The organism is Halomonas sp. SL1, from assembly GCF_003030865.2.
Lineage (GTDB): Bacteria > Pseudomonadota > Gammaproteobacteria > Pseudomonadales > Halomonadaceae > Halomonas > Halomonas halophila.
On sequence record NZ_PYUQ02000012.1, the window covers coordinates 227,300 to 243,309 of the forward strand.

The window sequence follows — 16,010 nt, forward strand, 5'->3', positions numbered from 1 at the left end:
GTAAGGATGACCCATGAAGTTTTTGATTACCGGCATGGCCGGTTTTATCGGTCATGCCGTGGCCAAGCGCCTCATCGGCCAAGGCCATGAAATTGTCGGTATCGATAACCTCAACGATTACTACGATGTGGCGTTGAAGCATGCGCGACTGGCGGAGTTGTCCGAATGTTCTGATGTGCGCTTCATCGAGTTGGACTTGTCGGATCGAGAGGGCATGGCGTCCCTGTTTGCTGACGAGGGCTTCGATCGGGTGATTCATCTGGCTGCCCAGGCTGGGGTACGCTACTCGCTAGAGAAACCGCATGTATATGCCGATTCCAACCTGGTTGGTCATCTTAATGTCCTGGAAGGTTGTCGTCAGCAGCGAGTGGAGCATCTGGTCTATGCCTCATCCAGCTCCGTCTATGGCATGAATGGCAAGGTGCCGTTTGCCACCGGCGATGCCGTTGATCATCCCGTCAGCCTCTATGCGGCTACCAAGAAGGCCAACGAGCTGATGTCCCACACCTACTCCCATTTGTACGGTGTGCCGACCACGGGATTGCGTTTCTTTACCGTCTACGGCCCTTGGGGGCGTCCCGATATGGCGCCTTACAAGTTCACCAAGGCGCTGCTCGAGGGTGACCCCATCGCGGTGTTCAACCATGGCGACATGTCGCGAGATTTCACCTATATCGACGATATCGTCGAGGGGATCGTGCGCATTCTTGAAGTGATGCCGCAGCCTGGTGATGCCACCGACTCCCCTGACAGCAGCACGGCGCCCTACGCCCTCTACAACATCGGCAATGGTAGCCCGGTGGCCTTGATGGATTTCATTCGCGCCATCGAGAAAGCTACCGGCTGTGAGGCAAGGTGCGACTTCCAGCCCATGCAGCCCGGTGATGTGCCACGTACGTGGGCCGACACCGAGGCACTCTTCGAAGCTACAGGGTATCGTCCGCGAGTGGGAGTCGAGGAAGGGGTGCAACACTTCGTGGACTGGTATCGCGAGTTCTATGAGGTGTGATGGTGTGTCCGGGGCAACCGGGGGCCCCCCAGTGCCAGGGGCGTGGTGGGCACCGGAATGCCCAGTGGGTTGGCATGCTACACTCTGTGTATACAACATGCTGTATGTATGAACATGTAAGCGAGTCGTCATGGCGCAGGCAATGATCAATTCCCGGATGCTGAGCTGGGCCCGCGAACGGGCGGGGCTGAGCCTCGCCATCTTGGCCGAGAAGCTCAAGCAGCCCGAGGAGAAGGTCCGTGCCTGGGAGGATGGCGAGACTCGCCCGACCTTCCGGCAGGCGCAGCAGTACGCGCATCATGCCCATGTGCCTTTCGGTTACCTTTTCTTGCGCGAGCCGCCCGATGAAGACGTGCCGATTCCCGATCTTCGTACGGTGGGCGATCATGCGTCTCCTGGGCTCAGCGTCGACCTGAAGGACGTGCTTCGTGACGTGTGGCGCCGTCAGCTGTGGTATCGCGATTACCAGAAGGCGATGGAGGCGGAGCCCGTTGCGGTGGTGGGCCGTGCGCAGGCTTCCTGGCCTGTCGCCGAGATCGTCGAGGACATTCGGCGCTGGCTCGACGTGCCGCGCCACCCCGAGCGAGGCAATTGGGAAGCGTATTACCGAGATTTGATTCGCCGCATCGAGGGGCTGGGCATCCTGGTCATGCGCAGTGGCATCGTGGGCAACAATACGCGGCGTCTTCTTCGTGTCGAGGAATTTCGCGGTTTCGCCATCGCCGACCCCTTGGTGCCGGTGATCTTCATCAATGCGGCGGATGTGCCCGAGGCCCGCTTGTTCACCCTCTTGCATGAGTTGGCCCATATCTGGCTGGGAGAGTCCGGAATATCCGACGGGGACCCCGCCAATCGGCAGCAGACCGAGCGGATATGCAATGCGGTCGCCGCCGAGTTCCTGGTGCCGGAGGATGAGTTCCTGCCCCTGTGGCGAGACCTGGAACACTGGGAGCACAACCTGGCGCCCCTGGCGGCCCATTTCCATGTCAGCCAGTGGGTGGTGGCCCGGCGAGCCCTGGAGCTCGGCATGCTGACCGAGGAAACCTATCGTCGTTACGTGGCGAAACGCCTCAAGATGCATCGCGAGCGGGAGCCGGGCGGACAGGCCAGCTTCACCCGCGCGGTGCCAGGGCGGGTGAGCAGGCGGTTGGCTCAGGCCGTGGCCAGCGAGGCGCTCAGCGGACGGCTGTTGCTACGAGATGCTTATCAGCTGATTGGCGTGCGACCCCATAGGCTCAAGGAATTTGCCCGGAAGGAACTCGGCTTGTGAAATATCTTCTCGATGCCAATGCCTATATTCAGGCCAAGTCGTTGCATTATCGCATGCAAGTCGTGCCGGGCTTCTGGGAGTGGCTGGATCGACAGTTCGGTGTCGGGAAGGTCGGGAGCATTCGCAACGTCTACGATGAGCTCGCTGCCAGCGACGATGAACTCAGTGACTGGGTCAAGCAGCGCCGTGGTCATTTCATTCCCGTTGATGACGAGGCGACGCAGAATGCCTTTGCCGAGATCGCCGATCATGTGGTTTCGCACGAGACATATCAGGAGCCCCATGTCGGTACCTTCCTGAGTGGGGCCGATCCTTGGCTGGTGGCCAAGGCGAGGGTCATCGGTGCCCAGGTGGTGACCCACGAATCCAGGGTGGGCACCGGGAGCAAGAGGGTAAAGGTTCCCAATATCTGCGACCGGTTCCAGGTGGCGTGCTTCGATACCTTCGATCTGCTGGACACGCTACAGGCGAGGTTCGTGTTGCCTTGACTCTGCTCGATCCCATACTGCTCTGTGTCTTCTTGATCGTTTCGTGATGCCCTTCGACGCCCTGTTTACGCTGGCCACGGTGCTGGCGGTGCTCGTTACGCTCGTGGCCACCCGCATCGCGCCGGACGTGGTGCTGATGGCGGCGCTGGCCGTGCTGGTGGTGAGTGGCATCCTGACCCCCGGCGAGGCCCTGGCCGGTTTCTCCAACCCCGGGGTGATGACCATCGCCACCCTCTATGTGGTGGCGGCCGGCCTCAAGGAGACCGGTGCCATCCAGTGGATCGCCCATGGCCTGCTGGGCCGGCCGAGGCGGCTGCGCCGGGCGCAGTTGCGGGTGTTGCTGCCGTCTGCAGGGCTGAGCGCCTTTATGAATAACACCACGGTGGTGGCGATGTTCATTCCCGCCATCCAGGAGTGGGCCGGCCGGCTCAAGCTGCCGCCTTCCAAGCTGCTGCTGCCGCTGAGCTACGCCGCCATCCTGGGCGGCACCTGCACGCTGATCGGCACCAGCACCAACCTGGTGGTGGACGGCTTGCTGCAGACCGAGCGCGGCCTGTCGCTGGCGATGTTCGAGCTGGCCTGGGTGGGCGTGCCGCTGCTGCTGGTGGGCGGCGTCTTCCTGATGCTGTTCGCCGACCGGCTGCTGCCCAACCGCCGGGGCGTGCTGGAACAGCTGGAGCAGGCCCGGGAGTATGCGGTGGAGGTGGTGGTGACCGCCAAGGGCCCGCTGGTGGGCAAGTCGATCGCCGATGCGGGCCTGCGCAGCCTCAGCCATGGCTACCTGGCCGACATCGAGCGCCATGGCCGCCTGCTCACCGCCGTGCCGCCGGAGACCGAGCTGCAGGCCGGCGATGTGCTGGTGTTCATCGGCGCCCCGGAATGCGCCCGGGAGCTGCGCCGCATCCACGGCCTGCGCCCCGCCGGCGGCGACGTGCACAAGCTGGACATCGACCATCACCGGCGCTGCCTGGTGGAGGCGGTGATCGGCCCGGACTTCGCCGGGCTGGGCCAGACGGTGCGCGAGTCGCGCTTCCGCTCGCGCTACCAGGCGGTGATCCTCTCCATCTCGCGGCATGGCCAGCGGCTATCCGGCAAGCTGGGCGACATTCGCCTGCAGGTGGGCGATACCCTGCTGCTGGAAACCGCCCAGGACTTCGTCGACCAGTATCGCTACCGCAAGGACTTCCTGCTGGTGAGCGGGCTGAACGACTCCACGCCGCCGGACTTCCGCAAGGCCCCGCTGGCGATTGCCATCCTGGGAGCCATGGTGACCGCCAGTGCCAGCGGGTGGCTGACCATCCTCGAGGCCGCGCTGCTGGCCGGCGGCGCCATGCTGGTGACCCGCTGCGTGCCGGCGAGCAAGGCGCGGCGCTACCTCGATCTGACCGTGCTGATCGTGATCGCCGCCTCGTTCGCCCTGGGGGCGGCCATGGCCAAGACCGGCGCCGCCGCCCAGATCGCCCAGTGGCTGCTGCTGATCGACGGCCTGGCCCCCTGGACGGCGCTGGCGGCGATCTACGCGATGACGGTGATCTTCACCGAGCTGATCACCAACAACGCCGCCGCGGTGCTGATGTTCCCCATCGCCATGGCGGTGGCAGAGCAACTGGGCGTCAACGAACTGCCCTTCGCCGTGGCGATCATGTTCGCCGCCTCGGCGAGCTTCATGACCCCGCTGGGCTACCAGACCAACCTGATGGTGCTGGGGCCCGGCGGCTATCGTTTTCTCGACTACCTGCGCCTCGGCGCCCCGCTGAGCCTGATCGTCGGTGTCACGGCGGTGGGGTTGATACCGGTAGTGTGGCCGTTCTGACCGCTTCGCGGTCAGAAAGCTGGAAGCTTAAAGCTTAAAGCTTGAAGCCGGAAGCTTAAAGCTTGAAGAGCGCCGCTTCGCGGCTGGAAGCTAGAAGCTAGAAGAAACCCCAAGGTCAAAAGCTCATGTCCAAAGTTTGGGTTAAAGTGGTTTTTCTTCCAGCTTAAGCCCGCGAAGCGGGCGTTCTTCCAGCTTCGAGCTCCCGGCGAAGCCGGGGACTTCCAGCTTCGAGCTTATTTAGAAAGGAGTTTTCGTGACCGATTTCGTAACTGACGATCTGCGCTCCCGCTTGATCGAGGGTGTGCATGCCGCGGGTCGTGAGGTGATGGCCGTGTATCGGCGTGACTTCGAGGTGGCGACCAAGGGCGATGACAGCCCGCTGACCGAGGCGGACATGGCCTCGCATCATGCCCTGGTCGCGTTGCTCGAAACGTTGTCGCCGCAGGTGCCGATCCTCTCCGAGGAGTCCGGTGGGATTCCGTTCGCGACCCGTCGGGCGTGGGGCCGCTACTGGCTGATCGATCCGCTGGATGGCACCAAGGAATTCATCAAGAAGAACGATGAGTTCACCCTCAACGTCGCGCTGATCGAAGACGGTGTGCCGGTGTTCGGTATCGTGCATGCGCCCGCCGTGGGCGAAGCGGGTGGGACCACCTGGATCGGCCAGCACGGGCAGGGCGCCTGGAAGCAGCAGGCCGGTGGCCCTCTCGCCGCGATCTCGGTGCGCGCCTTGCCGGATCCCGAGCAGGCGCTCTGGAAGATCGTTGGTAGCCGCTCCCATGGTTCCGACGAGTTCGAGGCCTTCTGTGCCGGGCTGCCCGTCCATGAACGCGTCTCCATGGGCAGCTCGCTGAAGCTATGCCTGGTCGCCGAAGGCGCCGCCGATCTCTATCCGCGCCTCGCGCCCACCTGCGAGTGGGACACCGCCGCCGCCCAGGCCGTGGTCACCGCCGCCGGTGGTGACGTACTGAATGCCGAGACCCTCGAACCGCTGCGCTGCAACCAGCAGGACAGCGTGCTCAATCCGTTCTTTATCGTCTGTGGCCAGCGCGACGGGCGCTGGGAGCGCGCGCTCCGCGCGAGCCTGAAGCCGGAAGCTTGAAGAGAGCCGCTTCGCGGGAGCTTGAAGCCGGAAGCTTTAAGCTTGAAGAAACCCCAAGGTCAAAACCACGTTATCAAGTGGTGGGGTTGCACTGGCTTTTCTTCTAGCTTCCAGCCGCGAAGCGGCGCTCTTCCAGCTTCTAGCTAAATTCCTGACTGACATCACTTCCATTTCAAGGTTGCACCCATGTCTGAGATTTCGGCAGAACGAAAGACCCACCTCAAACAGCTCGAGGCGGAGTCGATCCATATCATCCGTGAGGTGGCGGCAGAGTTCCGCAACCCGGTGATGCTGTATTCGATCGGCAAGGATTCCTCGGTGATGCTGCATCTCGCGCGCAAGGCTTTCTATCCGGGTGTGCCGCCGTTTCCGCTGATGCACGTCAACACCACCTGGAAGTTCCGCGAGATGATCGAGTTCCGCGATCGCATGGCCGAAGAGGCCGGCATGGAACTGATCGAACACATCAACGAGGAAGGCCGGGCCGCAGGGATCAATCCCTTCGATCACGGCAGCTCCAAGTACACCGATGTGATGAAGACCCAGTCGCTGAAGCAGGCGCTGGACAAGCATCGCTTCGACGCGGCCTTCGGCGGGGCCCGCCGCGACGAGGAGGCCAGCCGTGCCAAGGAGCGGGTGTTCTCCTTCCGCGACAAGCACCATCGCTGGGACCCGAAGAGCCAGCGCCCCGAACTGTGGAACACCTATAACGCCAAGGTGAACCAGGGCGAGTCGATCCGCGTCTTCCCGCTCTCCAACTGGACCGAGCTGGATATCTGGCAGTACATCTACCTGGAATCCATCCCCATCGTGCCGCTGTATTTCAGCGCCCCGCGCCCGGTGGTGAATCGCGACGGCATGGACATCATGGTCGACGACGACCGCCTGCCGCTGGAAGACGGCGAAGTGCCCGAGGAAAAATGGGTACGCTTCCGCACCCTCGGCTGCTACCCGCTGACCGGGGCGGTGGAATCCACCGCCACCACGCTGCCCGAGATCATCCAGGAAATGCTGCTGACCCGGACCTCCGAACGTTCCGGCCGCGCCATCGATCACGATCAGGCAGGGTCGATGGAGCGGAAGAAGCGGGAGGGGTACTTCTAACGCGCCGGAGGCGCGTTAGAAAGCTGGAAGCTTGAAGAGCGGCGCTTCGCGCCTGGAAGCTGGAAGTCCCCGGCTGCGCCGGGAGCTAGAAGCCTGAAGCTGGAAGCTTGAAGAACCGAAGAACCCTCGCCTGTGCTTAGGCTAGCCTGTTGGAGTGGCCAGGAGGGAGGGCAGGACATGGACTTCGAGAAGCTTCAGGTGTGGAAGCGGTCGGCCAGGCTATCGGCCGAGCTCTACAAGGCGATGCGAGATCTCAGGGATTTCGGCTTCAAGGATCAAATCACTCGCTCAGGGCTTTCGGTACCCAGCAACATTGCAGAGGGCATGACGCGTGGCACGGCCAAGGACAAACGACACTTCTTGCTGATCGCCAAGGGCTCATGCGCTGAACTGAGAACACAGATCTACATCGGTATCGATATCGGCTACATCGAAAAAGCCAATGGAAACCGGTGGATACAGGAAACAAGGGAGATTGCCGCCATGCTCTCGGGGCTGATCGGCAAGCTCACCATCGAATGAATCGGCTGGGTAGCTAACGGGGTTGGGGGTTCTTCCAGCTTCAAGCTTCCCAGATCTACATCGGTATCGATATCGGCTACATCGAGAAAGCCAATGGAAACCGATGGATACAGGAAACAAGGGAGATTGCCGCCATGCTCTCGGGGCTGATCGGCAAGCTCACCATCGAATGAATCGGCTGGGTAGCTAACGGGGCTGGGGGGCTTCCAGCTTCAAGCTTCCAGCTTCTCAGATCTACATCGGTATCGATATCGGCTACATCGAGAAAGCCAATGGAAACCGATGGATACAGGAAACAAGGGAGATTGCCGCCATGCTCTCGGGGCTGATCGGCAAGCTCACCATCGAATGAATCGGCTGGGTAGCTAACGGGGCTGGGGGGTCTTCCAGCTTCCAGCTTCCAGCTTCCAGCTAAGGGACGGGAAATGGCACACGCCTCGGACTTGATCTCAGACGACATCGAAGCCTATCTGAAAGAGCATGAGCGCAAGGATCTGCTCCGCTTCATCACCTGCGGTAGCGTGGACGACGGGAAGTCGACGCTGATCGGGCGGCTGCTGCACGATTCGAAGATGATCTACGAGGATCAGCTGGCGGCGATCACTCAGGCGTCGAAGACGGCGGGGACGACCGGTGATGAGGTGGATCTGGCGCTGCTGGTCGACGGCCTGCAGTCCGAGCGGGAGCAGGGCATCACCATCGATGTGGCGTATCGCTTCTTCTCCACCGATCGGCGCAAGTTCATCATTGCCGATACGCCGGGGCACGAGCAGTACACCCGCAACATGGCGACCGGGGCGTCGACCGCGAGCCTGGCGGTGATCCTGGTCGATGCTCGCCACGGGGTGCAGACCCAGACGCGCCGGCACAGCTTCATCGCCGATCTGCTGGGCATCCAGCACCTGGTGGTGGCGATCAACAAGATGGACCTGGTCGACTACTCCCAGGAGCGCTATGAGGAAATCGTCGCCGAGTACCAGGAGATCGCCGGCAAGCTGAACGCCCCGGACATCCGCTTCGTGCCGCTCTCGGCGCTCAAGGGCGACAACGTCGTCAATCCGAGCGAGGCGATGGACTGGTACCGGGTCGATGGAAAACAGGGCCCGGCGCTGCTCGAACTGCTCGAGACCGTCGAGATCACCCACGACCAGAACCTGCGTGACCTGCGCCTGCCGGTGCAGTACGTCAATCGTCCCAACCTCGACTTCCGCGGCTATGCCGGGACCCTGGCCGCCGGCGTGATGAGCCCGGGCCAGAAGGTGAGGGCGCTGCCGTCCGGCAAGGTGTCGACCGTCGAGCGGCTGGTGACCTGGGACGGCGACCTGGAGGCCGCCTATCCCGGCGATGCGATCACCGTGACCCTGGAAGACGAGATCGACATCTCCCGCGGCGACTGGCTGGTCGCCGAAAATGATGAAGTGCCGCTGGCCACCAGCTTCGAGGCCGATATCGTGTGGATGCACGAAACGGCGCTCGAGCCCGGCAAGCTCTACGACATCAAGCTGGCGACCCGAGATGTGGCGGGCAAGGTGGTAGCGATCGACTATCAGGTCGACGTCAACACCCTGGAGCATCGTCACGCCGATCATCTGGACCTCAACGCCATCGCACGCTGCGCGCTGGAGCTGACCGCGCCGGTACCGGTCGACGACTATCGCACCAGCCCGGGAACGGGCAGCTTCATCATCATCGATCGGTTGACCAACATCACCGTGGGGGCCGGCATGATCCACCGGCCGCTGGAGAGCGAGCTGCCCTACGAGTTCCGCGAGCACGACAGCAAGGCCAGCGTGGTGTGGAACCGCACCAGCGTGACCCAGGCCATGCGCGAGCAGCTCAACGGCCATGCTGGCAAGTGCGTGTGGTTCACCGGTCTTTCCGGTTCCGGCAAGTCGAGCCTGGCCAACGCCCTGGAAGTGGAGTTGAACCGTCGTGGCTACCACACCATGCTGCTGGACGGTGATAACATCCGCCATGGTCTGTGCAAGGACCTGGGAATGGGGGAAGCCGACCGCACCGAGAACATTCGCCGGGTGGGCGAGGTGGCGCGGTTGTTCGCCGAGGCGGGCATCATCGTGATCACCGCCTTCATCTCGCCGTTCCGCGCCGACCGCGATGCGGCCAGGGCGTTGTTCGACGAGGGCGACTTCATCGAAGTGCACGTGGACACGCCGCTGGACATCTGCGAACAGCGCGATCCCAAGGGGCTGTACCAGAAGGCCCGAGAGGGCAGGATCGCCGACTTCACAGGTATCAGTAGCCCCTACGAAGCGCCACCCCAGGCCGAGGTGACGTTGAAGGGCGCGGAACACGGTCAGCAGGAACTGCTGGCCCAGCTGATCAAGCGGGTGATCTAAGACGCTCAGGCGGCGGCCGCGGGGAGCCCGCGGCTGGTTCGACAAGGATCCCGCGGTGGCCGCTTGGGCGGCCCCCGCGGGGCAGTTTCTGACAGGTGAATGCATGAAGATTGCCATTGCCGGCACCGGCTATGTGGGCCTCTCCAACGCCATGCTGCTGGCCCAGCACAATCAGGTCGTGGCGCTGGACATCGTGGCGGAGAAGGTGGCGCAGCTCAACGACCGGGTCTCGCCCATCGAGGACGCCGAGATCAGCGACTTCCTGGCCAACCGGGCGCTCGACTTCACCGCCACCCTGGACAAGGAAGCCGCCTACCGCGACGCCGACTTCGTGGTGATCGCCACGCCCACCGATTACGACCCCGAGACGAACTATTTCAATACCTCGACCGTCGAGGCGGTGATCCGGGACGTGATGGCCATCAACCCCGCGGCGGTGATGGTCATCAAGTCCACTGTGCCGGTGGGCTACACCGCCGAGGCCTGCCAGCGCTTCGGTACCGATAACCTGCTGTTCTCGCCGGAGTTCCTGCGAGAGGGCAAGGCGCTCTACGATAACCTCCATCCGTCGCGGATCATCGTCGGCGAGCGTTCCGAGCGCGCCGAAACCTTCGCCGGGCTGCTCGAGCAGGGGGCCGTGAAGGAGCAAGTGCCGGTGCTGTACACCAACAGCACCGAGGCTGAGGCCATCAAGCTGTTCGCCAATACCTATCTGGCCATGCGCGTGGCCTACTTCAACGAGCTTGACACCTACGCCGAGACCCATGGCCTGGACAGCCGCCAGATCATCGAGGGCGTGGGGCTGGACCCGCGCATCGGCAGCCATTACCACAACCCGTCCTTCGGCTATGGCGGCTACTGCCTGCCCAAGGACACCAAGCAGCTGCTGGCCAACTACCAGGACGTGCCCAACAACCTGATCCAGGCCATCGTCGACGCCAACACCACTCGCAAGGACTTCATCGCCGAGCAGGTGTTGGCACGCAGGCCGAAGGTGGTGGGGGTGTATCGCCTGATCATGAAGGCCGGGTCGGACAACTTCCGCGCCAGTGCCATGCAAGGCGTCATGAAGCGACTCAAGGCCAAGGGCATCGAGGTGGTGGTCTATGAGCCGGTGCTGGAGGAGGATACCTTCTACGGCTCGCGGGTGATGCGCGACCTGGACGCCTTCAAGCAGGAAGCGGAGCTGATCCTCAGCAATCGCATGGTCGCCGAGCTGGAGGACGTGGCCCAGAAGGTCTATACCCGCGACCTGTTCGGCAGTGATTGAGCCCGAGCCATGAGCGCTGCGTCATTGACCCCGGGGCCACGCAATACAAGGACGAGATGATGATTCATACACGCATGCACCGCTCGATCGCTGAACTCAGCCGTTCGCACAAGCGCCTGCTGATGGTGGCGGCCGACCTGGTGGCGCTGCCGCTGGCACTGTGGTCGGCCTATGCGCTGCGGCTGGCCGAGTGGTGGCCGGCGCAGTATATGGAGCCCTATTGGTGGATGTTCCTGGTCGTGCCGGTGCTGGGCGTGTTCGTGTTCGCCCGGCTGGGGCTGTACCGGGCGGTGGTGCGCTTCATGGGCCCCCAGGCGCTGTGGGCGGTGATCAAGGGTGCGGTGCTGCTGGCGCTGATGATGTGGGCGGCGGCCTACTTCTTCCAGTGGCAGGGCTTCCCGCGTTCGGTGCCGGTGAACTTCGCCCTGGTGACCCTGGTGTACGTGGGCGGTACCCGGCTGCTGGTGCGCAGCTACTATCACTGGCTGAACCGCCATTTCGCCGAGAAGGAGCCGGTGGCCATCTATGGTGCCGGCGGGGCGGGGGCGCAGCTGGCGCTGGCGCTCTCCAGCGGGCGTGAGTTCATCGTCACGGCCTTCCTGGACGATGCGCCCGCGCTGTGGGGCAGCACCATCAAGGGGGTCAAGGTGATGGACCCGGACGCCATCGCCGGGCTCGTCGAGCATCATGGCCTCAAGCGGGTGCTGCTGGCGATGCCCAACGCCACCAAGGCCGAGCGCAAGCAGGCCCTGGACAAGCTGACGGACCTGCCGGTGCACGTGCAGACGGTGCCCTCCATGCCCGAGATCGTCTCCGGCGAGGCCAGCCTGGACCAGCTGCGTGAGGTGGAACTGGAGGACCTGCTGGGGCGCGACCCGGTGCCGCCCGACGAGGCCCTGGTGGACGCCAGCATCCGCGGCAAGGTGGTGATGGTGACCGGCGCCGGCGGCTCGATCGGCAGCGAGATGTGCCGCCAGGTGATGCGCGGCGGCCCCAGGGCGCTGGTGCTCTACGAGATCAGCGAGTACGGGCTCTATGCCATCGACCAGGAACTCGAGGCGCTGAAGCGTGACATGGGGGCTGACTTCCCCATCTACCCGCTGCTGGGGAATGTCTGCGATCGTGAGCGGTTGGAGGCGACGCTGCGCTGCTACGAGGTCGATACCCTCTATCATGCGGCGGCCTACAAGCATGTGCCGATCGTCGAGCACAACGTGCTGGAGGGCGTGCGCAACAACGTGCGGGGCACCCGGGTGGTGGCGGAGAGCGCGGCCAGGCTCGGCGTGGAGCGCTGCGTGCTGATCTCCACCGACAAGGCGGTGCGCCCCACCAACGTGATGGGGGCCACCAAGCGAATGGCCGAGCTGGTGCTGCAGGACCTGGCCGCGCGGCACGGTGGTGAAGGGGAGCATCGCACGATCTTCTCGATGGTGCGCTTCGGCAACGTGCTGGGTTCCAGCGGCTCGGTGATACCGCTGTTCCGGCGGCAGATCGAGCAGGGCGGCCCCTTGACCGTGACCCACCCCGAGATCACTCGCTACTTCATGACCATTCCCGAGGCGGCCTTGCTGGTCATCCAGGCGGGCTCCATGGCCAAGGGCGGGGATGTCTTCGTGCTGGACATGGGCGACCCGGTGAAGATCGTCGACCTGGCGCGGCGCATGATCCGCCTGACCGGGCTGGAGGTGCGCGATGATGATAGCCCTGGGGGCGATATCGAGATCGCCTTTACCGGCCTCAGGCCCGGGGAAAAGCTCTATGAGGAACTGCTGATCGGCGAGAACGTGGTCGGCACCTCGCACCCCAAGATCATGCGCGCCCGTGAAGCCGTGCTGCCCACCGAGACGCTGCGCGAGCTGCTCCAGGCGCTGCACGACGCCGAGCACCAGATGGATAGCCATCGGGCCTGCGAAACGCTCAAGCTCGGCGTGGACGGTTTTACCCACGGCAGCGGGCTGTGCGACCTTCTGGGGCATGAGCCACCGAGCGCCGAGGCGGCCCCCGTCGTGCAGCTGCGTCGGGAAAACGGAACGGCGAATCCTTGAGGGAGGGGCGCGGCTCGTGATGGTGGCTTCCATGGGGTCTGACGCCCATGGCGGCACGGGCTGCTGGGTGCCGCGTCGTGACGGGTCAGACCCGGGGTACGGTGGCGCCGCGCGTGATCGGGCCATTGCGTATCGGCGGGGGCAACCGGGGTCTGACCCTGTGGCCTAGGATCGCTCTCCAGGCATCATCCTTCCCTATTGGAAGAGTGGGAAGGTCTTGAAGGCGGTGGCCATGGCGGCACGGGCTGCTTGGGTGCCGCGTCGTGACGGGTCAGACCCCGGGGCGGTGGCGCCGCGAGTGATCGGGCCATTACGTATCGCCGGGGGCAGCCGGGGTCTGACCCTGTGGCTTAGGATCGCTCTCCACGCATCATCCTTCCCTATCGGAAGAGTGGGAAGGTCTTGAAGGCGGCGGCCTGCGATGGTGGTATCCGTACCGCCATCGGCAGGTAAACATCGCCAACGCCGACAACATCGCGGGCATGCCCCAGGAGCTGTCCAGGCCCCGTCGGGAGTGTGTTCTGGAGCAGGCGCGCTGAGGTAAGCGAGAAACCGGCCATCCGAATGGCATCACCTTGGTGCTGCCGTGCGTAATGAGGTCTGATACCCTTCGCTGCTTTTGAGATCGTCCGCCGATACGCCGATGACTATCGGCATTGACGTCTTGACGTGCATTGCCAATAGGTAAGGCGTTCACACGCGGGTTGGGCCTTTGATGGCAGGGGAATCGTTTGGTGGAAAGTCGCATGGAGATGCCTCGGGCTGGTTGGAAGAAAGCAAATCACGCGATCGGTTGGGTGGCGCTATCCCTCTACGCTTTCGCCTGGTTGATCCATTTCGACCTGTCGCGTGCGGCGGAGTCGGTGTTCGTCCTGTGCTTCATCATCGCCTGGTGCACGGAACCGGCAGCGTCGGTCAAGTGGAACCGCGTGTTCCTGCTGCTGCTGTCGTTCGTCGTGCTTCAGGCTGGGGTGCACGTCTTCGCCGTGGCGCGCTTCCCTGACTTTGCCGATGAGCAGGTGAAGGCCGCCAGGCACTTCACCAAGCTGTTCCTGTGCATCGCGGTGGCCTGGTGGTTGCGGGGCTCCATGCGGGCGGCCAGGTATCTGCTGTGGGTCTTCCTGGCGGGTTTCCTGGTGTCCCTGGCGTTTCATTCCACCACCGAGGCATGGGCGGCGGCGCTGGCGGGTCGGCGAGTGGATTTCGGCTACACGAACGCTCAACACAGCGCCTTCTACCTGGGCCTGGTGTTGATCATGGGGGGCAGCTGGCTGGCTCGATGCCTGCAGCGGCGCGTCCGAGGGCTCGAGTGGGTGCCAGCGCTGGTCGTGACGCTGCTGGGCCTGGTGGGGGTCGTGGTGACCCAGACCCGGGCGGTCTGGCTGGCGCTGGCGATCGTGCTGGCCGGCTTGCTGCTCGTCGGGCTGGTGTATCTCTTCATCAGGCAGGGTGACCGCCGGGCATTGAGCGCCAGGGGCGTGGTGGCGCTCGTCGTCGTGGCGAGCACGTTGGCGGTGGCCGGATACTCACTCGCGCCGATCTTCGAGAAGCGGCTGGAGGCTGAGAGCACGACCATCCAAGCGCTTGAGGCGGGTGATGTTGATGAGGTCTCCATAAGAAGCAGTATCGGGGTGCGTCTCCATACCTGGTGGTATGCTTGGGAGAGAGTCCAGGAAAGGCCCTTGACAGGCTGGGGGGCGAAAAGCCGCAATCCATTGATCGATGAGGGGGACTTTCCGGGCTGGGTGAAACGTCGCTTCGGGCATTTCCATAACTCTTATCTGGAAATCCTGCTGGCCTATGGGGCCCTGGGGATGCTGGCGCTGGCGCTACTGACCGGGATGATTCTCAAAGGGACCCATTCCTTGCTTCGATCGGGGCAACGTCAATGGGGCCTGGGGCTTTTGTCGGCTTGGGCGTTCTTCTTCGTGGTCAATGTCTTTGAGTCCTATCTGATTTTTAGCTCTGGAATGTACTTCTACATCATCGTCGGTGGGGTGGGGATGTCCTTTTACCTGTTTGGTGCGCGTAACGGGAAAGAGGTGGCATCGTGATGAATGTCTTGCTGTGTGCCGATGAGGGCTATGCCCGTCATGGTGCCGTCGTGATGGCCTCGGCGATGGCGAATGCCTCTCGTGCCGATCAGTTGCGCTTCTTCTTGCTTACTCCTGGCCTGGAGGAGAACACCAAGGATCGTTTACATGCCTTGGTGGAGGCGGCCGGGGCCGTTCTTCACATCATCGAGGTTGATGTCCAGGAGCTGCAGGGGGTGAAAGCTGGCCGCTTCGGTGTCGCGGCTTTGCTTCGATTGTTGATGCATCGCTATCTCCCGGAGGATTGCGAGCGTGTCATCTATCTGGATTGCGATACTCTGGTGCTCGGGAGCCTAGAGGACTTGTGGAACCTGCCATTGGCGGGTGACGTCGCCGCGGCGGCTATGGATCTGTGCAACCCCTCCAGCAAAAACACCCGGCGTGACCCCGACAACTACTTCAACTCCGGGGTAATGCTAGTGAATCTGGTTGCATGGCGGAATGGACGAGTTGCTGAGCAGGCGCTGGCATTTCTCGAGCAAAACGGCGAGGGCTTGCGTTATCCAGACCAGGATGCCTTGAATCAGGTGCTGGACGGCAAGTGGCGTAGGTTGTCGGCGGACTGGAATTTCCAGCCAACTGCATACGCGGCAGTAGAAAAACGATACGCACATCTCATCCAGTACTTGCCTGATCTGGAAGCTGCCATTCGGTATCCACGTATCGTGCATTTCATTGGAGCGGTCAAACCATGGCATGCGACGTGTGTTCATCCGCTTCAGGATGATTTCATCGCCTACTCAAACCTCACTCCTTGGCCCATCAGGAAAGCCGCGTTGCGGTCTACGCTCCCGTTGGGCAAGCGCCTTCGTCTGGCGTTGAAACGGCCGAAGATTCGCCGGCGTCGAAAGTTGACGCGATCATAGGCCCGATATTTTCACGGATTGGAATGATGCACTATCTGGATCGTTTGACCGTTCATTTGCCAAGTGTCAAT

At 63.0% G+C, this 16,010-nt stretch carries 12 protein-coding genes; all 12 read left to right on the top strand.

The window, feature by feature from the left end; genetic code table 11:
* Window positions 1-13: 13 nt before the first annotated feature.
* On the top strand, window positions 14-1,009 hold the full coding sequence (locus C9J49_RS07345; protein WP_107181829.1) for an NAD-dependent epimerase: 996 nt from the start codon (window positions 14-16) through the stop codon (window positions 1,007-1,009).
* Window positions 1,010-1,139: 130 nt separating this feature from the next.
* A complete protein-coding gene (locus C9J49_RS07350) occupies window positions 1,140-2,279 on the top strand; it encodes an ImmA/IrrE family metallo-endopeptidase (RefSeq protein ID WP_107181830.1) in 1,140 nt (379 codons plus the stop codon).
* The gene (locus tag C9J49_RS07355; RefSeq protein WP_107181831.1) at window positions 2,276-2,767 is read left to right on the top strand and encodes a DUF4411 family protein; all 492 of its coding nucleotides are present in this window, start codon (window positions 2,276-2,278) and stop codon (window positions 2,765-2,767) included. Before C9J49_RS07350 ends, C9J49_RS07355 begins: the two co-directional genes overlap by 4 nt.
* Before the next feature lie 46 nt (window positions 2,768-2,813).
* On the top strand, window positions 2,814-4,580 hold the full coding sequence (locus tag C9J49_RS07360; RefSeq protein WP_107181832.1) for an SLC13 family permease: 1,767 nt from the start codon (window positions 2,814-2,816) through the stop codon (window positions 4,578-4,580).
* 253 nt (window positions 4,581-4,833) lie between these two features.
* A complete protein-coding gene (gene cysQ, locus C9J49_RS07365) occupies window positions 4,834-5,682 on the top strand; it encodes a 3'(2'),5'-bisphosphate nucleotidase CysQ (protein ID WP_258393807.1) in 849 nt (282 codons plus the stop codon).
* Window positions 5,683-5,868: 186 nt separating this feature from the next.
* Window positions 5,869-6,786 (top strand): sulfate adenylyltransferase subunit CysD, encoded by a 918-nt coding sequence (gene cysD / locus C9J49_RS07370; RefSeq protein ID WP_107181833.1) that lies wholly within the window; start codon window positions 5,869-5,871, stop codon window positions 6,784-6,786.
* Between the two features lie 177 nt (window positions 6,787-6,963).
* Window positions 6,964-7,308 (top strand): four helix bundle protein, encoded by a 345-nt coding sequence (locus tag C9J49_RS07375; protein WP_046078576.1) that lies wholly within the window; start codon window positions 6,964-6,966, stop codon window positions 7,306-7,308.
* A gap of 425 nt (window positions 7,309-7,733) precedes the next feature.
* Window positions 7,734-9,665 carry a sulfate adenylyltransferase subunit CysN gene (gene cysN / locus C9J49_RS07380; protein WP_107181834.1) on the top strand — a complete coding sequence of 644 codons (1,932 nt, stop codon included), beginning with the start codon at window positions 7,734-7,736 and terminating at the stop codon, window positions 9,663-9,665.
* A gap of 103 nt (window positions 9,666-9,768) precedes the next feature.
* A complete protein-coding gene (locus tag C9J49_RS07385; protein WP_107181835.1) occupies window positions 9,769-10,935 on the top strand; it encodes a nucleotide sugar dehydrogenase in 1,167 nt (388 codons plus the stop codon).
* A gap of 56 nt (window positions 10,936-10,991) precedes the next feature.
* On the top strand, window positions 10,992-12,980 hold the full coding sequence (locus tag C9J49_RS07390) for a nucleoside-diphosphate sugar epimerase/dehydratase (RefSeq protein ID WP_258393808.1): 1,989 nt from the start codon (window positions 10,992-10,994) through the stop codon (window positions 12,978-12,980).
* 746 nt (window positions 12,981-13,726) lie between these two features.
* The gene (locus C9J49_RS07395) at window positions 13,727-15,034 is read left to right on the top strand and encodes an O-antigen ligase (RefSeq protein ID WP_107181836.1); all 1,308 of its coding nucleotides are present in this window, start codon (window positions 13,727-13,729) and stop codon (window positions 15,032-15,034) included.
* Window positions 15,034-15,939 carry a glycosyltransferase family 8 protein gene (locus C9J49_RS07400; RefSeq protein WP_107181837.1) on the top strand — a complete coding sequence of 302 codons (906 nt, stop codon included), beginning with the start codon at window positions 15,034-15,036 and terminating at the stop codon, window positions 15,937-15,939. The genes C9J49_RS07395 and C9J49_RS07400 overlap by 1 nt, the downstream gene beginning before the upstream one ends.
* Window positions 15,940-16,010 lie beyond the last annotated feature (71 nt).